Raw genomic sequence first — 19,754 nt, 5'->3', positions numbered from 1 at the left:
CTCCGAAGAGGTTGATTTCAGCCCTGAAGCACGGTCAACAGTACGCCAATCCCCGCCGCGGCAACCACCGCGCCGGCGCCCAGAGTCAGGCTACTCAGCAATGCCTCATGGCGACTGCCCTTGAGCAGCAAGGCGGACAACTGCGCCAGCAATACCACCAACCCGGCCAGCAGACCCATGGCGGTAAGGCTAACGATAAAACCAATGCGCCAGGCCGAGGCATACACCGGCGGCGTGCCATCGGCGGCCGGGGTGTGCAGCAGAATGCCCTGGGGATTGGCCTCGGCCGTAAACCAGCCGGCCAGCGCTGCCAAGGCAAAAACCAGTGCCAGCAGCAGGCCGATGTTCAGCAGTTTGTTCGACAGTAAGGGCATCAGTGTTCGCTCCCGGCATAGATCCACATGGATTGAGTGTGGCCGGCGCGGCTAAAGCCCAGGCCCTCGTAGAAGGCGATGGCGCGACCGTCGGCGGTCAGCATTTGCTGATGGAAGCCGGCGTACCGCGCCTGCAAGGCATTCATCAGCAAACGGCCAATGCCCTGCCCCTGCACCTCTGGATGCACCAGCATGTGCGGGTAATAGACCACCAGATGACCATCGGAAATGGCATTACCCAAACCCAGCAAGCGCCCATCGCGACGGGCCGTGACCAGGCTGTGGGAGTTGCGCAGCGCTGCCAGCAATTGCTGCGGTTTGTCGGCGCTGGACCATTGGTTGGCCTGATAGAGGGCCAGCACTTCGGCTTCGCCAAGGGTGTCGTCAAGGGAGATATGAACAGTCATGCCAGGGTGCCTGAGTGGATAAGCCCGCGACTATTCACTAATCCGCTGCGCCCGACAATCCGTCAGGCCTCAGCGTACAGGCGGGCGAACTCTGCCAGCGGCATCGGCCGGCCAAATAGGTAGCCTTGAAAATGCCGGCAACCATTGGCCAACACCAGAGCCCGCTGGGCCTCGGTCTCTACGCCTTCGGCGATAACGTCCAGGTTGAGGCTGTTGGCCAGACTGCAGATAGCGCGAATGATCGCCAGGCTGTTGGGATCATCCGGCAAGGCACGTACGAACGACTGGTCGATTTTCAGTTGGTCCAGCGGCAGTTGCTGCAAATAGGCCATGGACGAGTAGCCCGTGCCAAAATCGTCAATCGAGAAGCGGATGCCGTGGGCCTTGAGGGCCGTCATGCGCAGCACTGCACCCGCCAGGTCATCAAGCAGCAACGACTCGGTCAGCTCCAGCTTCAAGCGGTGCGGGTCGGCGCCACTGGCCTTCAGCAACGCCATGACCTGGTCGACAAAGTGCGGCTGATACAGCACGCGCGCACTCAGGTTGACCGCCAGACGCAACTCCTCTGTGGCAGGCTGCCGCGCCCACTCGGCGAGTTGCTCGCACGCTTGGCGGAGCATCTGCAGGTCCAGTTCCTCAATCAAGCCAGCGCGCTCGGCCACGCCGACAAACGCCGCGGGCGAGAGCAAGCCGCGTTGCGGGTGCTGCCAGCGCACGAGCGCTTCGGCACCGATCAGGCTGTAGTTCTCATCCATCTGCGGCTGCAGGTACATGACGAACTCGCCCGCGACCAGGCCGCGACGAATATCCTCCTCCAGCTGCAGGCGCGCACTCACGGCCTCCTGCATCGCCGGGTCAAAAAAGCGCAGGGCATTCTTGCCGGCAGCCTTGGCCTCGTACATGGACAGGTCCGCGCGCTTCATCAATTCATGGCTGTCGACCAGCTCGTCGTTGAACAGCAGCACGCCGATGCTGGCGGTGCTGCGCAGTTCCAGCTCGCCGATCAGGTAAGACGCCTCCAGGGCGTGCAGGATGGTTTGGCCGATGCCCTCAACTTGCCCGGCGGCGTCTTCGGAGTGCGGCTCAAGGTCTTCCAGCAGCACCACAAACTCGTCACCACCCAGACGGGCCACGGTGTCGCACGTGCGAATCGCATGACTCAGACGCTCGGCCACCAGGCACAGCAACTGGTCGCCGGTCTGGTGACCGTGCAGGTCGTTGACGTTCTTGAAGTTGTCCAAGTCGAGAAACATCAGCGCAGCAAACTTGCCTTTACGCGCGCTGGCGGCCTGCGCTTGCTGCAGACGGTCGAGCAACAGCCGACGGTTGGGCAGCCCCGTCAGGGCATCGAAAAACGCCAGGTGTTTGATCTGATCTTCCGCAGCCTTGTGCTCGGAAATATCGGTCAATGAGGCCACGTAATTACTGACGCGGCCGAACCCATCACGCACCGCACTGATCGACAGCCACTCGGGAAACACCTCGCCGCTCTTGCGCCGGTTCCAGATTTCACCCTCCCAGGCCGAGGTCTCGTTGATGCTGCGCCACATGGCCTGATAGAACTCGGGCCCCTGTCGACCAGAGCTGAGCATGCGCGTGTCCTTGCCGATGACATCCGCAGCGCTGTAGCCGGTGATGGCACTAAAGGCTTGGTTGATGCGCAAGATCTTGCTGCTGGCATCGGTAATTACCATGCCTTGCTGCGACTCGAAGGCAATGGCGGCGATGCGCCGTTCCATCTCCACGTTCTCACGCTCGGAGATATCCCGCGCCACCATCACTACCGCGCGCTTGCCTTCCAGCAGCCCTTCAAGACGCTGAGCGCGGCCTTCAAACACCGTGGTGCCGGCCTGGGTATGAATGGCGTATTGGAGAATTTGTGGCGTATCGCTGGCCAGGGTGCGCTGGATAAACGCATAGAAACGTTCGGCCTCGCCCTGGGACATCACCTCATGCAAGCGTTTGCCCAGCAATTCGGCACGCGGCAACAGCAGCAACCTGGGTTCGGGGGCGACAACGTCAACGTAATGACCATCTTCGTCCAGCACCAGCAACAGATCGGGAATCGCGCGGGTAACGGCGCCCATGCGTGCATCGCTTTGCGCCAGGGCGCGCTCAGTATCCAGTCGCTGTTCGATATCCCGTAGCAACAGACCGAGGATTAAGGTTGCCAGCGGTAGCACCAGCAAAATCGGCAACGCCACCTCGTGCAAGCTCAACGAGGCCTGAGCGGCAGGCAACAATGCCAACAGCAGCACCATCAGCACATGCACCAGCAGACCAAACGCGAGTAACTGCCAAGGGCCAATCTTCAGTTTGCCGCGCCGGTACCAATAGCGGTAAGCCAGACCCAGCAACACCGGCATCAGCACATTGGCCAAGCCGATCCAGACGCCGCTACCGCCCAGCCAGAGGCGATAACCGCCGGCCATAAGGCCCGCCACAGCCGCCGCCAAGGGTCCGCCAAATAGCCCGGCCATGCTCAGCACCACCGTGCGAGCATCAAAAATAAGACCTTGTTGCAAGACGATTGGCGTGAGCATGCCAACAATGCAGGTACTGCCGAACAGGAGTCCCGACAGCAGTGGAGCCACGACGCAATGATCAGTCCACAGGCGTCTGTTGATGGTCTGCAACCAGCACAACGCCAGCAGCAGAGCAGCGCCCTGAATGAAGTCGAGAATCATGGTGGTGGGTTCCTAATGCCTGATACAGCCATACAGCACTGGGGTCAGCGCATTAAACAGCTTAATGATAGTAGTTTACATCAGCAGTAACCCCACAGCCAGAAAGGTCTAGCCTCAGGCTGGGCCCACAGTTGCCGATCTGCCTTCAGCCCCTGCGCCAGGGTCATAGCCAGCACCCGCCGCAATGCTCTAGATTCGCCGTTGGCGTATTTAAGTCCCGCATAACAACGACAAGCGCGAGAGCCATGACCCAAGCCGACCTGATTTCCCCTGCCCGCTTCCTTGCCCGCCTGCCTAAGCACCTTCCTCGCATCGGGAGGATGCTGCGCGGGTTGTACTACGCCGGGATCCGCAACCGCGACAAAACCCTGTCACTGGCCTGGGCCCTAGAACGCGCCACCCGCCTTTACCCAGACAACCCGGCGCTGATGGATGAACAGCGGCGCCTTAGCTATCGCCAGTTCAACGCCTGGGCGAACCGTCTGGCCTGGGCCTTCAAGGCCGACGGCGTGGGCCATGGCGATGTAGTCGCAGTGCTGGTGGAAAACCGCCTGGAGTTACTCGCCGTCCTCGCTGCCCTGACCAAACTGGGCGCTATCGGCGCACTGCTCAATACCACCCAGCGCGGCAAGGTACTCAGCCACAGCCTGAACCTGGTGAAGCCAAGGTTCTTTGTGATTGGCGAAGAGCTGGTCGATGCCTTCAATGAGGTCCGTCCCCACGTGCACGGCGCCGAGCACCCGTGCTACTGGCTAGCCGATCAAGATACGCTGCAGGACAGTGGCAACACGCCTGACAACTGGGTCAACCTTGGTCTGCGCCAAGCCAGCCAGAGTGAGCAGAATTTGCCGGACAGCCTGCGCGTCAAGATGAAGGACCCGTGCTTCTACATCTACACCTCCGGCACCACCGGCCTGCCCAAAGCCTCGATCATGAGCCACGGCAAATGGATCAAAGCCTACGGTGGCTTCGGCCACTCCGGCCTGGGCCTGGGCAGCAGCGACGTGCTCTACCTGACGCTGCCTTGCTATCACAACAATGCCGTGACGGTCTGCTGGGGCTCGGCCCTGGCCGGCGGCGCGGCCATCGCGCTGCGACGCAAGTTCTCGGCCAGCGCCTTCTGGAAAGACGTCGCCCACTATCAGGCCACCAGCTTCGGTTATATCGGCGAACTGTGCCGCTACCTGCTCAACCAGCCCGTCACTGACCATGAGCTCAACAACAGCCTGACCAGCATGATCGGCAACGGCCTGCGCCCGGCGATCTGGGCTGAGTTCAAGACACGTTTCGACATCGAGCAAATCGCCGAGTTCTACGCCTCTAGCGAAGGCAATATCGCCTTCACCAACGTCTTCAACTTCGACAACACCGTAGGTTTTACGCCGGCCACCTTCGCCATCGTCTGCTACGACCTGGAAAATGACCGGCCGCTGCGTAACGCCAAGGGTTTTCTGGAAAAGGTCAAAGCTGGCCAACCTGGCCTGCTGGTCAGTGAAATCAGCAAGAAATTCCCCTTCGACGGCTACACCGACCCGGCCAAGAGTGAGGCGGTGATCCTGCGTAACGTGTTCAAAAAGGGCGACGCCTGGTTCAACACCGGCGACCTGATGCGCGACATCGGCTGCAAGCACGCGCAGTTTGTCGATCGCCTGGGTGACACCTTCCGCTGGAAGGGCGAGAACGTCTCCACCACGGAAGTGGAAAGCGTGCTGGGGGCTTTTCCTGGCGTAGAGGATGCGGTGGTGTATGGCGTGGCCATCAACGGCAGCGATGGCCGCTGCGGCATGGCCGCGCTGCGCATGGCTGCAGACTCGACACTCGACACGCAGGCCCTGGCGCAGTATCTGGATGGCGAGCTGCCCGTGTATGCCGCGCCGCTGTTTATCCGCCTGCTGAGCGAGCTGGAAACCACCGGCACCTTCAAATACAAGAAGAACGACCTCAAGCAAGTGGCCTACAACCCGGCGCAAACCGGCGATCCGCTATTCGTGCGCCTGCCTGGCGCCAAGGCTTTCCAGCCAGTGGATGACCAACTCTGGGCACGCATCGAAGCGGGCGAATTTCGCTTCTGAGGTTTACTTGCGGAACTCGAAATTGAGCTGGGCGCCTTCAACCTTGTCCAACAGGTTGTCCGACTCCAGCTTCTCGCGATCAAGGTCATTGGTGATCAACTTGCCACTGAGCTGAAAAGCCGAGGGCTCAGCCGGCTTCTCGCCAAACAGCGGCGGCAGCAGGCGTGGCTTGGGCACTATTTCGGGGATCGGCTCACCGGGCTCCAGTTGATCGACCAGGTCATGAGGCAGGCTCAAATCAAGGGGCAGCGGCGCCAGCTTCTGGCCCGTCGCGCTCGATTTGCTCGCGGGCTTGCTGGCAGCAGGTTTAGGACGCGGCGCTTGCGCCTTCACCACCGGCGTGGGCAATGGTGCCGATTCAGGCTGGGCGGGCACACCGACAGGCGTTGGGGTAGGCACTGGCACATCAAGACGGGTAACCGCGGCCGGCACTTCGGCTACATCGGGCACCTCCACCGGAACGGAAGGCGCCAAGGGCACGGCATCCTTGGGCTCATCGCAGCCACTCAGGCACAGCATCAATGCAATCAGGCAGTAACGGATCATGGTCGGCGCGCGCGAATTAAAGATGCCATGCTCGCCTTCATCCTTGTTCGTTGGCAAGTGCTCGCGCGCCCAGCCACGCTGCGCAGCCCCTTCAACTGCCGCCAACCTCCTGACACAACTGCGTGGCGAGCATGCCCAGGGTCATGATCGCCCGCTCCACCTCACGACTCCACGGCAAGCCACAACTCAGGCGCAGGCAGTGGTTGAACTGCTCGGTGTTACTGAAGATGCCGCCAGGGACGATGCTAATACCGTGCTGCAAGGCACGCACATGCAGCTCCTTGCAGTTGACCGCTGCCGGCAGACTCAGCCAGAGAGTGAAACCACCGTTGGGCCGCGTCATCTGCGTGCCTTCCGGGAAGTGCTGCTGCACCGCCAACTGGAACGCCGTGAGGTTCTTGCGGTACTCCTGACGGATGTGCCGCAGATGGCGGTCGTAACCACCGTTTTCCAGGTAGGCGGCCACGCCCATTTGAGTAACGCTGCAGGCCGAGTAGGAGCTGAAGGTTTGCAGACGCTGAATGGCCTGCTGGTATTTACCGGCAATCACCCAACCGATGCGCGCCCCCGGCGACAGGGTTTTCGAGAAGCTTGAGCAATACACCACCCGCCCCTGGCGATCGAAGGCTTTGAGGGCACGACTGGCGCCCTCGTCGAACATCAGCTCGCCGTAGATATCGTCTTCGATGATCTGCAGGTCATGGCTTTCGGCCAACCGTAACAGTTCGCGCTGACGCGCTTCCGGCAGCGTTCCGCCCATTGGATTACTGACCCGTGCAGTCAACACCAGGGCCTTGATCGACCACTGACTGGCCGCCAACTGCAAAGCCTCCAGGCTGATGCCGGTGTTGGCGTCACTGGGGATCTCGATAACCTTCAGACCGAGCAGATCGGCCACCTGCAGCAAGCCGTAATACGTCGGTGATTCGACGGCAATCAGATCGCCCGGCTGGGTCATCACCCGCAGGGTCATGTGCACCGCGTCGGTACAGCCATGTGTAATCACCACGTCGGCCGGGGCCACCACCACGCCGGCATCACGCATGCGAATGGCCACTTGGCGGCGCAAGGGCTCGTGGCCTGGGCTGAACATATAACCGAACGCCTGGGAGCCATGAAAACGGGTGACCTTGGCTACCTGCTGCTGCAAGGCACGCACAGGCAGATAAGAGCTGTGTGGCACGGCGGCGCCGAGTGGCAATACACCCTCGGTGCGCGATTCGCTGAGTACCTGGCTGATGATGCTGCTACGGGTCACCAGTGCCGGCCCTTCGACCGTGGCAATGTCCGGCGTTTGTGCGGTCAGCGCCGCACTCTGGTGCACATAAAACCCCGATTGCGGCCGCGCCCGGATCAAACCCTGATCCTCCAGATTGGCATAGGCCTGCAACACGGTGGCATGGCTGACACTCATCTGCGCACTCAGCTTACGCACCGAGGGCACACGCTCACCCGGCTGATACACGCCACGGCGGATATCGTCGGCCAGTTGCTGGGCGATGCGCTGATAGAGCAACAGATTGGTCATGGCTGCGGGTCCGCTAAATTGAACCGATACAGTAACAAAGCCGGCAGCCACTGAACCGGCACAGTTATCAGCATAGTCGACGATACAGCACAGTTTTCAATCAGTGCTCAGGACCGCTGGCACAATAAAAAAACCCGGTACCTTGCGGCAGCCGGGGTTTTGTCTACGCGCCGGAATTAACGCGCAGGACTGAGCTGGCCTTGCTCGTCGGAGAAGACGATTTCAACCCGCCGATTCTGGGCGCGACCGCGTTGCGAGGCATTTTCCGCCAACGGATGAGCTTCGCCGTAGCCTACAACCTGCAGGCGCTGCTTGTTGACCCCGAGGTCTTCCAGCACATTGGCCACTTCCTGGGCGCGCTCGCGGGACAGAGCCAGATTGGAGGGCTGATCACCCTGGTTGTCGGTATAACCCTCGATACGCACGATGCGTCGCGGGTTGAGCTGAAGAAACTGCACCAGCTTCAACACGGTGCGATTGGCCGAGGCATTCAGGCTGGCCTGAGCCGGCTCGAACAGCACATCGCCCAAGGTCATCACCAGACCGCGCTCACCCTGATTACGGGTCAGGCTGACCATCTGTTCTTCCTGCGCTTGGCCCTGTTGCTGCACGCTAAGCAATTTGGCATCGCGCAACGCTTGCTGCAGGCGCTGGCGCTCACCTTCCAGCTTGGCGATGCGCTCCTGATTGAGCAGCAGCTGACTGCCCTCACTGGCGATATCGCTATAACGCTGGCTCAGATAGGCGTAATGGATGACGTCCTCGCTGCTGCCCCAGTACCCGGCATAACGATCGGCACGGGCCAGTGACTCGCCAGCACGGATCACATCCTTGGGCGAGTTGCGCAGCACGTCGGGCGCTTCCTTGACCTTGTAGAAGCTGACGCGGGCCGCCTCCAGAGCGCTTTCACTGCGCTGCTGATCAGCACAGCCGCCGAGCAGCATGGCCGCGGCACAGAGGGTCAACAGGCGCGAGGATGGGCGATTCATTGCAGGTCCCCCAACTGTTTGCGCAAGCGCGTGATGCGTGCCTGCAGGTCGGCCAACTGCGCCTGGCTCTTGGCCGTCAACACGCGTGACTCGGCCAGGCGCGCATCCAGCTCAGCCTCTTCGGCCAACACACGTGCGCGCTTGTAATCCTGCTCCCCCATGTTCTTGTGCGCACGGGCAAGCTTCTGCTCAGCCAGCTGCATCTCAGCCAACTGCTCAGTAGCACCCACGGCACGGGCCTGAGCCACCGCCTGCTCACTCAAGCGCAACTGTTCGTTAGGCACAGGGTCAACCGCGCAGCCGGCCATGGTCAGGCCCAAGGCGAGAATGCAGAGATATCGATTACGCACGAAAATCATCCTACTGAGACGGGGCATCAACGGCTGGCGCTTGCTGCGCTTGCCAGCGCGCCATGTTGGCTTGCAGCACGGCGGCGGGAACACCAGAGGCGAGCAATTCTGTCATCTTTTTTGCCAGTTGTCCGCGCAGCCAAGGCTCATTGCACGCCGAGTTATGAGACAACCCCAGAAACAACGGCTGGCTCATAACCACCGCAGGCAAGGCCTGCAGCTGCTCGAGCAAAGCTGAACCGGCCACGGCCAGTTGACCGGCATCACGCGGCGCCAACACATAGTCATACTGTCCTGAAGCTAATGCCTGCAGAGCCTTGGACAGGCTCGACTGGGTTTCAATACTGAGATTGTCCTTGGCGAACGCGGCAAATTCCGCAGAGCTCGCACCATGGCGAATGTCTGCACCTTTATAACCGCGCAGGCTATTCCAATCGTTGTAGACCAAGGCTTGATCAGGACGCACCCAGACCACGGTGTCTATGGCCCAAGCCGGTGGATGCACGTAATCCAACTGTTCGAGCTGAGGCAACGTCAATGGTGTATCCAGTAGCAAGTCCATGCGGCCATTGCGTACTTCGTCCTGAGCTGACGTCCAGGTGCCACTGTCGAGCACCGCAATCTCAACGCCCAACTCGCGACCCAGATGCTGCAGCAGGTCAACGCTGGCACCTTGCAGCAGCTCGGGATGCTGCGGATCACGCCATAAATACGGCGGCGACTGCGGGTTACCCGTGGCCACCAGACGCTCGCATTTGCCTGCCGCCAGCACTCCCGACGGCAAACAAAAGACGCTGCTCAACAACACAGCACAGATAAACCGACCATTACTCATGCACAGCATCCCGACAGAACGTTTGATTGGCCGCGTTCGCCACTCGCGCCTTTATAGCAGGCTTCATGCTAGCTTAAACGGCTTCTCAATAACCATTCGTGATAAGGCCTCGCCATGAGAAAACTGCTGATCTGTCTTGCCCTGATTCTGGCCGCCGGAGCCACAACCCTGTACCTCTCCCCCGCATCGTTGCTTGCCAGCGTGCAATTTACCGAGCGGCAATTAGCCGGTCTCGATTCGCGCCAAGTACAGGTGGGTGAGTTCAACGTTCATTATTACGAAGGCGGCCCGCAAGGCGCAGAAACCATCCTGATGATTCACGGCTTTGGTGCCGACAAGGACAATTGGCTGCGTTTTTCCCGCCCGCTGACAGCCCGTTATCACGTTGTCGCCCTCGACCTGCCGGGGTTTGGCGACAGCAGTAAACCCGAGGCCAGTTATGACGTAGGCACTCAGGTTGAACGCTTGAATGCCTTCGCCAAAGCCATCGGCCTTCACAAATTGCACCTGATTGGCAATTCCATGGGTGGCCACATTGCTGCGCTGTATGCCGCACGCCACCCCGAAGAGGTCCTGTCGGTCGCGCTGCTAAACAATGCAGGCGTCAACGCTCCACAAGCCAGTGAACTGTTCAAGCGCCTGGACCGGGGGGACGCCAACCCGCTACTGGTTCGCAACGCTGACGACTTCAGCAACATGCTGGACCTTCTCTTTGTAGAAAAGCCGCCGCTACCGGGCTCGCTCAAGCAATACCTGGCAGAGCGCGCGATGGCCAGCCACGACTTCAATCAGAAGATATTCAACCAACTGCGCGAACGCTATATCCCTCTGGAAACAGAGCTGGCGAAGATCCAGGTACCGACCCTGCTGCTCTGGGGTGATCAGGATCAGATTCTGGATGTGTCGAGCATCAAGGTCATGCAACCCCTGCTCAAACAGCCCAGCGTAGTGATCATGCAAGCGTGCGGACACCTGCCGATGATCGAGCGCCCGGAAGAAACCGCCGAGCACTACCTGGCGTTTCTCGACAGCGTTAAACGCTGAACACCGCGCAATAAAAAACCCGCTCAATGAGCGGGTTTTTTATTGGCTGAGAAAACTGGCTTAAACCAGTTTCTCCAGCTCAGGTACCGCTTCGAACAGATCAGCTACCAGACCGTAGTCGGCTACCTGGAAGATCGGCGCTTCTTCGTCCTTGTTGATCGCAACGATCACTTTGGAGTCTTTCATGCCGGCCAGGTGCTGGATCGCGCCGGAAATACCAACGGCGATGTACAGCTGAGGAGCAACGATCTTGCCGGTTTGACCAACCTGCATGTCGTTCGGAACGAAACCGGCGTCCACTGCAGCGCGCGAAGCACCCACAGCAGCACCCAACTTGTCGGCCACTTTGTACAGCAGCTGGAAGTTGTCGCCGTTCTGCATGCCGCGACCGCCGGAAACGACGATCTTGGCAGCGGTCAGTTCTGGACGATCGGACTTGGCCAGCTCTTCGCCAACGAAAGCCGACTTGCCAGCATCGGCAGCGCCGCTGACCGCTTCAACAGCAGCCGAACCGCCTTCAGCAGCAACCGGGTCGAAACCGGTGGAACGCACAGTGATCACTTTCACGGCAGCCGAAGACTGCACGGTAGCGATGGCGTTACCTGCATAGATCGGACGTTGGAAGGTATCAGCGCTGACTACGGCAGTGATTTCGGAGATCTGGTCAACGTCCAACTGCGCAGCAACGCGCGGCAGGATGTTTTTGCCATTGGAAGTAGCGGCAGCCAGGATGTGGCTGTAGCTCTTGCCCAACTCGGCAACCAGTGGCGCAACGTTTTCCGGCAGCTGATGAGCGTAAGCCGCGTTGTCGGCAACCAGAACCTTGGCAACGCCAGCGACTTTGGCCGCAGCTTCAGCAGCAGCGCCACAAGCAGCGCCAGCCACCAGAACGTGAATGTCGCCGCCGATGGCTTGCGCCGCGGCAACGGTGTTCAGCGTGGCAGCAGCCAGGGCAGCGTTAGTGTGTTCAGCAATAACCAAGATAGTCATTTAGATTACCTTCGCCTCGTTCTTCAGTTTCTCGACCAGTTCAGCCACGGACTTGACCTTGATACCAGCGCTGCGGGTAGCCGGCGCTTCTACTTTCAGGGTCTTGACGGTGGAGGTGGTAGAAACGCCCAGGGCGTCCGGGGTTACCACTTCCAGCGGCTTTTTCTTGGCCTTCATGATGTTCGGCAACGACGCATAGCGCGGCTCATTGAGGCGCAGGTCGGTGGTCACGATCGCCGGCAGGTTCAACGCAACGGTCTGCAGACCGCCGTCGATTTCGCGGGTTACGTTGACCTTGTCGCCAGCCACTTCAACCTTGGAGGCGAAGGTGCCTTGGCCGAAACCGGTCAGGGCAGCCAACATCTGGCCAGTCTGGTTGTTGTCGCTGTCGATGGCCTGTTTACCCAGGATCACCAGCTGAGGCTGCTCTTTGTCGACCACTGCTTTAAGCAGTTTGGCCACAGCCAGGGAATTCAATTCGTCAGCGCTTTCAACCAGGATCGCGCGATCAGCACCCAGAGCCAGCGCAGTGCGCAGTTGCTCTTGAGCAGTGGTCGGACCGATGGAGACGACGACGATTTCGCTAGCCACGCCTTTTTCTTTCAGGCGGACGGCTTCTTCCACGGCGATTTCGCAGAAGGGGTTCATCGACATCTTGACGTTTGCAAGGTCAACGCCGGAATTGTCCGCTTTGACGCGAACTTTGACGTTGTAGTCGACCACTCGTTTGACAGCTACAAGAACCTTCATGGATTCCTCGTTACTCTCCGGTGAATAAGAATGTCGTCCAGGCGCACCTGGTCGGCTCTGCGGGGGTCGGCCGGAACCGACAAACAGCCCAAATAATGAGCGCAAAACCGTCCATATCTTGACCGTAACGCCTTGCCTGGTCAATACGGAGCCGCGCTCATTAATCGTCATGCAGCCTCGATAATACAAGGCTTGGACAGAATTCAAACAAACGTTTGTATTGGACCTCTCCGAGGGTGTGGATATAATGCCTTGGCTCTGATCATGGAAAGGTCCTAGCTTCCAATATTAAAACATCGAAGAGCCCTGAGTAGGAGATAGTCTGTGGAACGCGAATTTATGGAATTCGACGTCGTCATCGTCGGCGCCGGCCCTGCTGGTTTGTCCGCCGCCTGCCGACTGAAACAGAAGGCCGCTGAAGCTGGTAAAGAGATCAGCGTCTGCGTAGTAGAGAAAGGTTCCGAAGTCGGCGCCCATATTCTCTCTGGCGCAGTCTTCGAGCCGCGCGCGCTGAACGAACTGTTCCCGGACTGGAAGGAACTCGGCGCACCGCTGAATACCGCGGTCAAGCGCGACGACATCTACATGCTGAAAAACGCCGACAGCGCAGTCAAGGTGCCGAATTTCTTCGTGCCCAAGACCATGCACAACGAAGGCAACTACATCATCTCCCTGGGCAACCTATGCCGCTGGCTGGCCCAGCAGGCTGAAAACCTTGGTGTAGAGATCTACCCAGGCTTCGCCGCTCAGGAAGTGCTGTTCGACGAAAACAACGTGGTGCGCGGCATCATCACTGGCGACCTCGGCGTCGACCGTGAAGGCCATCCGAAGGAAGGTCTGTACACCCCCGGCATGGAACTGCGTGGCAAATACACGCTGTTCGCCGAAGGCTGCCGCGGTCACCTCGGCAAGCAACTGATCAACAAGTTCAACCTGGACAGCGACGCCGATGCCCAGCACTACGGTATCGGCATCAAGGAAATCTGGGACATCGACCCGGCCAAACACGAGCAAGGCCTGGTGGTGCACACCGCTGGCTGGCCACTGTCGATGGTCGATAGCGAGAACACCGGTGGTTCGTTCCTTTATCACCTGGAAAACAACCAGGTCGTGGTCGGCCTGATCGTTGACTTGTCCTACAGCAACGCCTACCTCTCGCCGTTCGACGAGTTCCAGCGCTATAAGCACCACCCTGTGGTAGCCCAGTACCTGGAAGGCGGCAAGCGCGTAGCGTACGGCGCCCGCGCCATCTGCAAAGGCGGCCTGAACTCGCTGCCGAAAATGGTCTTCAACGGCGGCGCACTTATCGGTTGCGATCTGGGCACCCTGAACTTCGCCAAGATCAAAGGCAGCCACACTGCCATGAAGTCCGGCATGCTCGCGGCCGACGCCGTAGCTGACGCCCTGTTTGCCGGCAAAGACGGCGGCGATGAGCTGACTTCTTACGTTGACGCATTCAAAGGCAGCTGGCTGTTCGATGAACTGTTCCGCAGCCGCAACTTCGGCCCGGCGATTCACAAGTTCGGCGTACTCGGTGGTGGCGCATTCAACTACCTGGACCAGAACATCTTCGGTGGCAAGATCCCGTTCACCCTGCACGACACCAAGCCTGACTACGCGCACATGAAGCTGGCGGCTGACTCGACGAAAATCGACTATCCGAAGCCAGACGGCAAACTCAGCTTCGACAAGCTGAGCTCGGTGTTCCTCTCCAGCACTAACCATGAAGAAGAGCAGCCCTGCCACCTGAAACTCGCTGACGCCAGCATCCCGCTGGGCAAAAACCTGCCGTTGTACGACGAGCCTGCACAGCGTTACTGCCCGGCCGGCGTTTACGAGGTGGTGAGCCTGGAAAACGGCGACAAGAAGTTCCAGATCAACGCGCAGAACTGCGTGCACTGCAAGACCTGCGACATCAAAGACCCGTCGCAGAACATCACCTGGGTAACCCCAGAGGGTGCTGGCGGCCCAACCTACCCGAACATGTAACGGACAGGCTGGTCGCAATAAAAAAGGGCTCCCGCGGGAGCCCTTTTGTTTACCTGGGATTTAAGCGTCCAGCGGACCAATAGGGAAAAACACCCCGCCACTCCAGACGCCCAACCACTCATGGCCATCGATTTCGCGCGACTGCGCCAACTCGACCAACTGATAGAACACATTGCGATGCACCCGTGCTTCGAGGTTGGTGCGCATCAGCACGTAAGGGGAAGGCTCCTGCGTCAGCGGATCAATCACTACACGCAATGGATGCTCGGTGCCCGCCGCCACCTCATCGTCAACATTATTGGTAAAGCGCAGCACCTGCGCCTCACCCTCGCCCTCCACCTGCAGACTGACCGCCACAAAGGGCGCGTCGTCCACCTGGATGCCAACCTTCTCCACCGGGGTGACCAGAAAATAGTCATCGCCGTCGCGCCGAATGATGCCGGAGAACAGCCGTACCATGGGTTTGCGGCCAATCGGCGTACCCAGGTAGTACCAAGTGCCATCGCGAGCAATGCGCATATCGATTGCGCCGCAGAACGGTGGATTCCACAGGTGCACCGGCGGAAAGCCCTTTTTGTCGGCGACCGGTATCTGCGCCAGCAGGTTGCCTGGATCAATCATGGGTAACCCCTTGCTCACTGATCCCAAGTAGACGCCGCGCATAATCACGCAAGGGCGCCGCCAGCAGATCCTCCGGCTTGGCATCGTAAAGCGTCAATAAGCCGCCCCGGCTTCGGATTTGCGCCGTGTCGACCAGATACCGCGTATTGGTTTCGATCAGCATCAAGTGCACCACGCCGTGATCGACGCCAAGACGATCCAGCGCCTCCTGATCCTGCCACTCATCCGTAGTGCCGATGCGGTCATCGGCCGCGGCAAAGCGCGCATAGAACAGATAGTTGGCTCCGGCAGTGCGCGCCTGCGCCATGGCCTCTTCCAGCCCGACAGGGGCCGGCGCCCGGCGCACGAGCGGGAAGTATTGAATAAAACCGCTGAAAGCCTCCTCCGCCACCACGTTAGGTCGCGGATACGCCTTGCCGGGCGGCACGAAGGGGGCCTGACCGATGTAGATAAAGGAGTCCGGCTGCAGGTGCCAGTTACTCACCCGATAGGTACGACTGTGATCCAGCACGCCGGCATCGCGGAATTGATAGCCCACGCCATCGGCCATATCACTGACCTTCATGCAGCCACTCAGCCCCACCCACAACAGCACCCATATCAGCTTACGCATCGCTCACTCCCTCTACACCGCGACAAGAAAACGGCGGACCAACCCTAGATGGCCGATGCCAATGCAGCATCCGCGCCACTACAAGCCGCGCTGCCACTCCTGACGTAAATGAGCCTGCTGCGGCTGCTCGATGGCTTTGCGCACCTGCGCCAGCATGCGCGCCTTATCGACACCCAGCGTGCCCTTGAGCACTAGATAATTGGACGCATGATCGCTGCGAAACACCGTATCGCGCAGTTCCAGCGCCTGCAGCAGTTGCTCGATCTCGCGAAACAACTGGTCCTGACTCAGCGGCTGATAATCGGCAAAACCGGCACGAAAACGCGCCTCACCGGTGGGAAAGCTCACCACCAGGGTAGACAGGTATTCTGGCTGGGCGGCATTCATCAGCCGCGCAGAGTTCAACGCGTGCTGCTCGCTCAACAGCTGCCCGCCCAAGCCGTTGAGGACCATCACCGAACGGGTGATACCGGCCTGCCCAAGCTTGTCCAACGCCCTCAGGGTCGACTCGAACGTCTCCCCCTTGTTGACCCGCGCCAGCACCTCGTCATCCCCGGACTCGGCACCGACATAGGCCATTTTCAAGCCGGCATCGGCCAACTCCTTGAGCTCGTCGACCGACTTTTTGCGCAGGTTGCGCGGCAGACAATAACTGGACACCCGCTCGACCTGCGGCATGTGCTCACGAATGGCACCAAGAATCGCCAGCAGCCGACGCGTCGGCAGCACCAGTGCATCGCCGTCGGCAAGAAAGACTCGCTGCACGATCAGCTGCTCACCGCAGCGCTGGATTTCCGCCAGCACTTCAGCCTCGTCGCGGGCGCGAAACTTCTTCTGCGGCTGCGTGTACATCTCGCAAAAGCCACAATTGTTCCACGAACAACCGTTGGTCACGGGCAGGATCAGCGAATGCGCCTCGCTGGGCGGACGAAACACCGGCTCGATGTAATTGATTGGGAACACTGCAGACATGGCACTCACTCAAATGCTGGCAGCTTAGCCGCCAATAATTTTCATCACCGTAACACCACCCGAGAACGCCAGCTCCTGCTTATCGCCCAGCGCCCGCACCAGCAAACGCTGCAAGGCCGGCAAAGCCTGATGGCGCGGCTTGTCCAGCAGGTCACCGATAAAATGCCGGTTACTGGAAGACAGGCAACCGTGTAACCAGCCGGTAGACGACAAGCGCAGGCGCGAACAGCTACGGCAGAACGGCACACTCTCATTGGCAATCACACCAAAGAACCCGCGCCCGGGGATCTCATAACGCAACGCCGTAGCATCCTGCGGTGCATCGGCTTGCTGATACTCATACCGCGCACCAATCACAGCCAGCAATTCGTCCAGGCCGACAAACTGGCGCTGAAAACCCTGTGGATCCCGTGCCAGGTGGCCCATGCGCATCAACTCGATAAAGCGCAACTCAAACCCGCGCTCCAGGCAATAGTCCAACAGCGGCAGCACCTGATCGAGATTCTGCCCACGCAACGGCACCATATTAAGCTTGATGTTCAGCCCAGCAGCACGCGCATCCTGCAAGCCGGCCAGCACGGTCGACAAATCACCGCCACGGGCAATCCGACGAAACGCCAGCGGGTCGAGGGTATCCAGGGAGACGTTCAGACGCTTGATGCCGCAGGCCAGTAATGCCGGCAATTTGCGACTGAGCAACTGGCCATTGGTGGTCAGGCTGATGTCCTGCAACCCCAGACCCGCCACCTGCTGCAGAAACGGCTCAAACCTGGGGCTGACCAGCGGTTCGCCACCGGTAATGCGTAGGCGCTCGATACCGGCGGCTTCGATCAAATACGCCACCGCACGGCCCAGGGCATCTGCCGACAACTCATCTTCGGCGGCAACCAGACGCTTGCCATCGGCCACACAGTAGGTACAGGCGTAATTACAGGCAGCCGTGAGGCTAATGCGCAGGTTGCGAAAACGCCTGCCCTGGCGATCAACAATCATGGGAAGCTCCGGCGGTCAGTGCGCCGGAGTATATCGGCGCCAGCCTGCACGGCACACGCCAGGCATGCCGTCATAGACCAGCTGAATGACCTCAACTGCTCGGCGCTTCGCCATCGCGCTTGCGCTTGTTGCCCATGCGCACGCCGATGTCCATGAGGAACTGGAAGAAGCCTTCCTGATCTTCCAGCACGCCACGCCAGAACGGCGAGTGGTAGAGCGATACAGCACCATCCACCAACGCCCAGGCGGCGCAAAAGTGGAAGTACGGCGGCACGTCTTCAAGCTTGCCTTCGGAGATACGGCCCTTGATCAGCAAGGTCAGGCGCTCGAAGTTGGAGGCGCGGATCTTGTGCAGCTCCTCGACCATTTCCGGCACATGGTTGCCTTTGACGGCCTTTTCTTCCAGGCGATCAAACAACCGGTAGCGCTGCGGATCACGCATGCGGAACTCGAAAAAAGCCCGCGACATGGCTTCCTTGTCGCGCTCTACATCGGCCGACTGCAAGATTCCGTTCAATTCGCGCTCGTAGTCGAGCATCAAACGCAGATAAATCTCCGCCTTTGATTTGAAGTGCTTATAGATAGTGCCTTTGCCGATGCCGACCGCATCAGCAATCATCTCGACGGTCACACCTTCCTCACCTTGCTCAAGGAACAGCTTCAGCGAGGTGTCGAGAATCTCTTGCTCGCGGCGGCGAAACTCACGGACCTTACGGGGTTCTTTTTGCATAAAAAACACTGAGGGAGACAAAAAAAGAAGTCGCGTATTATGCCTATCTAGCGCAGAAATGCACGGATCATCGGCGCTTCAAGGCATTATCTAAGGTTTCCCCAGCGCCTGGCAGGCCAACCGAAAAACTCTCACCCGCCCATCTGACACGCCTTTTGCCAACCCTCAGCGCCAGCGCGCCAGCAGCTTCTCGGCCCACCATTGGCCAGTCAAACCGCCGATACAGAGCAAACCGCACCGGGCAGGCTTCAGGCGCCCAAGTGAGTAAGGGCTATTCCAAAAGCGTTTAAAAATGCCGGCGTTTCGCCTGGACGCTGGGCAAACATCGCCAATACTTGAACTTACTGGCGCGCGGCTTCTTCCCCCCAAGTGCCCCGCCAGGAAAGGTGCAGCAGACCGCGCACCTTTCGTTCTACTCCTAATGGTCTTAACCCGGATTCCCCCCCAGAAACCGGGTTTTTTTTACCTGCGATTTACCCGCGCCAAAGGGAACAGACGCTGGAAATTCTGCGTGGTCTGCTCCGCCAAGGTATCGACATCCACGCCACGCAGCGGCGCCAGAAACTCGGCTACATCGCGCACGTATTCAGGCAGGTTGGGCTTGCCGCGATGGGGTATCGGCGCCAGATACGGCGCGTCGGTCTCGATCAGCAAGCGGTCAGCCGGCACCTGGCGCGCCACGTCACGCAGCGCATCGGCATTGCGAAAGGTCACAATGCCGGACAGGGAAATATAAAAGCCCAGATCCAGCGCGGCCTTGGCCATCGGCCAGTCTTCGGTAAAACAATGCAACACGCCAGCCTGCGGCAACGCCGCCTCGCGCAACAAGGCCAAGGTGTCAGCGCGCGCTTCGCGGGTGTGCACAATTACCGGCTTGCCGGTGAGTTGCGCAGCTTGCAAATGCAACCGAAAAGCCTGGCGCTGCAACTCGGCCGCTTCCGGCTCGTAGTGATAGTCCAGACCTGTTTCGCCAATGGCCACCACATGGGGGTGATTCAGCTCGGCCAACAGCCAATCCAGCGCAGGCGCTACACCCGGCTGCAGGTCCAGCGGATGCACACCCACTGTGCAATCAACATCGGCATAGCGTTCGCTCAAGGCTTTGACCACCGCCGCATTGTCGGCACTGATGCCAATACACAGGAAATGGCCAACACCGCGCCCGCGCGCAGCCGCCAGCGCCGCATCGAGGGAACCGCCATAGGCGCTCAGATCGAGACGATCAAGGTGACAGTGGGAATCAATCAGCACGAAAAAACCTCAG

General features: G+C 59.8%; 19 protein-coding genes. 3 read left to right on the top strand and 16 right to left on the bottom strand.

Annotated features, from left to right (window positions below):
* Window positions 1-17: 17 nt before the first annotated feature.
* From AC56DI_RS12240 to AC56DI_RS12230, 3 genes are all read right to left on the bottom strand, one after another.
* Window positions 18-374, bottom strand: a complete 357-nt coding sequence (locus AC56DI_RS12240; RefSeq protein ID WP_496346400.1) for a hypothetical protein — start codon at window positions 372-374, stop codon at window positions 18-20.
* Window positions 374-781: a GNAT family N-acetyltransferase gene (locus AC56DI_RS12235; protein WP_496346399.1), complete on the bottom strand. Its 408-nt coding sequence runs from the start codon at window positions 779-781 to the stop codon at window positions 374-376. The genes AC56DI_RS12240 and AC56DI_RS12235 overlap by 1 nt, the downstream gene beginning before the upstream one ends.
* A gap of 62 nt (window positions 782-843) precedes the next feature.
* Entirely contained in the window at window positions 844-3,468 is a 2,625-nt protein-coding gene (locus tag AC56DI_RS12230; RefSeq protein ID WP_496346398.1) for an EAL domain-containing protein, read from the bottom strand.
* A gap of 245 nt (window positions 3,469-3,713) precedes the next feature.
* On the opposite strand from AC56DI_RS12230, the gene AC56DI_RS12225 reads away from it, so the two are divergent.
* Complete coding sequence (locus tag AC56DI_RS12225; RefSeq protein ID WP_496346397.1) at window positions 3,714-5,540, top strand: long-chain-acyl-CoA synthetase; 1,827 nt, start codon at window positions 3,714-3,716, stop codon at window positions 5,538-5,540.
* A 3-nt stretch (window positions 5,541-5,543) separates the two neighbouring features.
* Here AC56DI_RS12225 and AC56DI_RS12220 read toward each other — a convergent pair whose 3' ends face one another.
* From AC56DI_RS12220 to AC56DI_RS12200, 5 genes are all read right to left on the bottom strand, one after another.
* Entirely contained in the window at window positions 5,544-6,086 is a 543-nt protein-coding gene (locus tag AC56DI_RS12220; RefSeq protein ID WP_496346396.1) for a translation initiation factor 2, read from the bottom strand.
* A gap of 91 nt (window positions 6,087-6,177) precedes the next feature.
* Window positions 6,178-7,614, bottom strand: coding sequence for an aminotransferase-like domain-containing protein (locus tag AC56DI_RS12215; protein ID WP_496346395.1), 1,437 nt, complete (start codon window positions 7,612-7,614; stop codon window positions 6,178-6,180).
* Between the two features lie 176 nt (window positions 7,615-7,790).
* Complete coding sequence (locus AC56DI_RS12210; RefSeq protein ID WP_496346394.1) at window positions 7,791-8,603, bottom strand: OmpA family protein; 813 nt, start codon at window positions 8,601-8,603, stop codon at window positions 7,791-7,793.
* Window positions 8,600-8,911, bottom strand: coding sequence for a DUF4398 domain-containing protein (locus tag AC56DI_RS12205; RefSeq protein WP_496346650.1), 312 nt, complete (start codon window positions 8,909-8,911; stop codon window positions 8,600-8,602). The genes AC56DI_RS12210 and AC56DI_RS12205 overlap by 4 nt, the downstream gene beginning before the upstream one ends.
* Before the next feature lie 52 nt (window positions 8,912-8,963).
* Window positions 8,964-9,788 carry a substrate-binding periplasmic protein gene (locus AC56DI_RS12200; protein WP_496346393.1) on the bottom strand — a complete coding sequence of 275 codons (825 nt, stop codon included), beginning with the start codon at window positions 9,786-9,788 and terminating at the stop codon, window positions 8,964-8,966.
* A gap of 114 nt (window positions 9,789-9,902) precedes the next feature.
* Here AC56DI_RS12200 and AC56DI_RS12195 point away from each other — a divergent pair, with 114 nt between their 5' ends.
* Entirely contained in the window at window positions 9,903-10,832 is a 930-nt protein-coding gene (locus AC56DI_RS12195) for an alpha/beta fold hydrolase (protein WP_496346392.1), read from the top strand.
* A gap of 60 nt (window positions 10,833-10,892) precedes the next feature.
* Here the strand turns inward: AC56DI_RS12195 and AC56DI_RS12190 are convergent, their stop codons facing one another.
* Both AC56DI_RS12190 and AC56DI_RS12185 read right to left on the bottom strand, forming a co-directional pair.
* The gene (locus tag AC56DI_RS12190) at window positions 10,893-11,822 is read right to left on the bottom strand and encodes an electron transfer flavoprotein subunit alpha/FixB family protein (protein WP_496346391.1); all 930 of its coding nucleotides are present in this window, start codon (window positions 11,820-11,822) and stop codon (window positions 10,893-10,895) included.
* Window positions 11,823-12,572, bottom strand: coding sequence for an electron transfer flavoprotein subunit beta/FixA family protein (locus AC56DI_RS12185; RefSeq protein ID WP_324521745.1), 750 nt, complete (start codon window positions 12,570-12,572; stop codon window positions 11,823-11,825).
* A gap of 324 nt (window positions 12,573-12,896) precedes the next feature.
* On the opposite strand from AC56DI_RS12185, the gene AC56DI_RS12180 reads away from it, so the two are divergent.
* Window positions 12,897-14,561 (top strand): electron transfer flavoprotein-ubiquinone oxidoreductase, encoded by a 1,665-nt coding sequence (locus AC56DI_RS12180; RefSeq protein ID WP_496346390.1) that lies wholly within the window; start codon window positions 12,897-12,899, stop codon window positions 14,559-14,561.
* Window positions 14,562-14,621: 60 nt separating this feature from the next.
* Here the strand turns inward: AC56DI_RS12180 and AC56DI_RS12175 are convergent, their stop codons facing one another.
* The 6 genes from AC56DI_RS12175 to AC56DI_RS12150 all read right to left on the bottom strand — a co-directional run bounded on the left by AC56DI_RS12175 (window position 14,622) and on the right by AC56DI_RS12150 (window position 19,741).
* On the bottom strand, window positions 14,622-15,182 hold the full coding sequence (locus AC56DI_RS12175; protein ID WP_496346389.1) for a DUF1285 domain-containing protein: 561 nt from the start codon (window positions 15,180-15,182) through the stop codon (window positions 14,622-14,624).
* Window positions 15,175-15,795, bottom strand: coding sequence for a DUF4823 domain-containing protein (locus tag AC56DI_RS12170; protein WP_496346388.1), 621 nt, complete (start codon window positions 15,793-15,795; stop codon window positions 15,175-15,177). The genes AC56DI_RS12175 and AC56DI_RS12170 overlap by 8 nt, the downstream gene beginning before the upstream one ends.
* 78 nt (window positions 15,796-15,873) lie before the next feature.
* Window positions 15,874-16,767 (bottom strand): radical SAM protein, encoded by an 894-nt coding sequence (locus AC56DI_RS12165; RefSeq protein ID WP_496346387.1) that lies wholly within the window; start codon window positions 16,765-16,767, stop codon window positions 15,874-15,876.
* A 24-nt stretch (window positions 16,768-16,791) separates the two neighbouring features.
* Window positions 16,792-17,760 carry a GTP 3',8-cyclase MoaA gene (locus tag AC56DI_RS12160; RefSeq protein WP_496346386.1) on the bottom strand — a complete coding sequence of 323 codons (969 nt, stop codon included), beginning with the start codon at window positions 17,758-17,760 and terminating at the stop codon, window positions 16,792-16,794.
* Window positions 17,761-17,851: 91 nt separating this feature from the next.
* Window positions 17,852-18,490 (bottom strand): TetR/AcrR family transcriptional regulator, encoded by a 639-nt coding sequence (locus tag AC56DI_RS12155; RefSeq protein WP_422588234.1) that lies wholly within the window; start codon window positions 18,488-18,490, stop codon window positions 17,852-17,854.
* A 462-nt stretch (window positions 18,491-18,952) separates the two neighbouring features.
* Window positions 18,953-19,741: a TatD family hydrolase gene (locus tag AC56DI_RS12150; RefSeq protein WP_496346385.1), complete on the bottom strand. Its 789-nt coding sequence runs from the start codon at window positions 19,739-19,741 to the stop codon at window positions 18,953-18,955.
* Between the last annotated feature and the right edge of the window lie 13 nt (window positions 19,742-19,754).

The organism is Pseudomonas sp. BGA-UO-ETr-WB11, assembly GCF_059567785.1.
Note: the sequence above shows the minus strand (reverse complement) of the source record. Positions and strands in the feature narration are given on the sequence as shown.

Excerpts from the sequence above, each read along its gene's own strand:
- AC56DI_RS12240 (WP_496346400.1), bottom strand. The coding sequence starts at position 374 with ATGCCCTTACTGTCGAACAAACTGCTGAACATCGGCCTGCTGCTGGCA.
- AC56DI_RS12235 (WP_496346399.1), bottom strand. The coding sequence starts at position 781 with ATGACTGTTCATATCTCCCTTGACGACACCCTTGGCGAAGCCGAAGTG.
- AC56DI_RS12230 (WP_496346398.1), bottom strand. The coding sequence starts at position 3,468 with ATGATTCTCGACTTCATTCAGGGCGCTGCTCTGCTGCTGGCGTTGTGC.
- AC56DI_RS12225 (WP_496346397.1), top strand. The coding sequence starts at position 3,714 with ATGACCCAAGCCGACCTGATTTCCCCTGCCCGCTTCCTTGCCCGCCTG.
- AC56DI_RS12220 (WP_496346396.1), bottom strand. The coding sequence starts at position 6,086 with ATGATCCGTTACTGCCTGATTGCATTGATGCTGTGCCTGAGTGGCTGC.
- AC56DI_RS12215 (WP_496346395.1), bottom strand. The coding sequence starts at position 7,614 with ATGACCAATCTGTTGCTCTATCAGCGCATCGCCCAGCAACTGGCCGAC.
- AC56DI_RS12210 (WP_496346394.1), bottom strand. The coding sequence starts at position 8,603 with ATGAATCGCCCATCCTCGCGCCTGTTGACCCTCTGTGCCGCGGCCATG.
- AC56DI_RS12205 (WP_496346650.1), bottom strand. The coding sequence starts at position 8,911 with ATGGCCGGCTGCGCGGTTGACCCTGTGCCTAACGAACAGTTGCGCTTG.
- AC56DI_RS12200 (WP_496346393.1), bottom strand. The coding sequence starts at position 9,788 with ATGAGTAATGGTCGGTTTATCTGTGCTGTGTTGTTGAGCAGCGTCTTT.
- AC56DI_RS12195 (WP_496346392.1), top strand. The coding sequence starts at position 9,903 with ATGAGAAAACTGCTGATCTGTCTTGCCCTGATTCTGGCCGCCGGAGCC.
- AC56DI_RS12190 (WP_496346391.1), bottom strand. The coding sequence starts at position 11,822 with ATGACTATCTTGGTTATTGCTGAACACACTAACGCTGCCCTGGCTGCT.
- AC56DI_RS12185 (WP_324521745.1), bottom strand. The coding sequence starts at position 12,572 with ATGAAGGTTCTTGTAGCTGTCAAACGAGTGGTCGACTACAACGTCAAA.
- AC56DI_RS12175 (WP_496346389.1), bottom strand. The coding sequence starts at position 15,182 with ATGATTGATCCAGGCAACCTGCTGGCGCAGATACCGGTCGCCGACAAA.
- AC56DI_RS12170 (WP_496346388.1), bottom strand. The coding sequence starts at position 15,795 with ATGCGTAAGCTGATATGGGTGCTGTTGTGGGTGGGGCTGAGTGGCTGC.
- AC56DI_RS12165 (WP_496346387.1), bottom strand. The coding sequence starts at position 16,767 with ATGTCTGCAGTGTTCCCAATCAATTACATCGAGCCGGTGTTTCGTCCG.
- AC56DI_RS12160 (WP_496346386.1), bottom strand. The coding sequence starts at position 17,760 with ATGATTGTTGATCGCCAGGGCAGGCGTTTTCGCAACCTGCGCATTAGC.
- AC56DI_RS12155 (WP_422588234.1), bottom strand. The coding sequence starts at position 18,490 with ATGCAAAAAGAACCCCGTAAGGTCCGTGAGTTTCGCCGCCGCGAGCAA.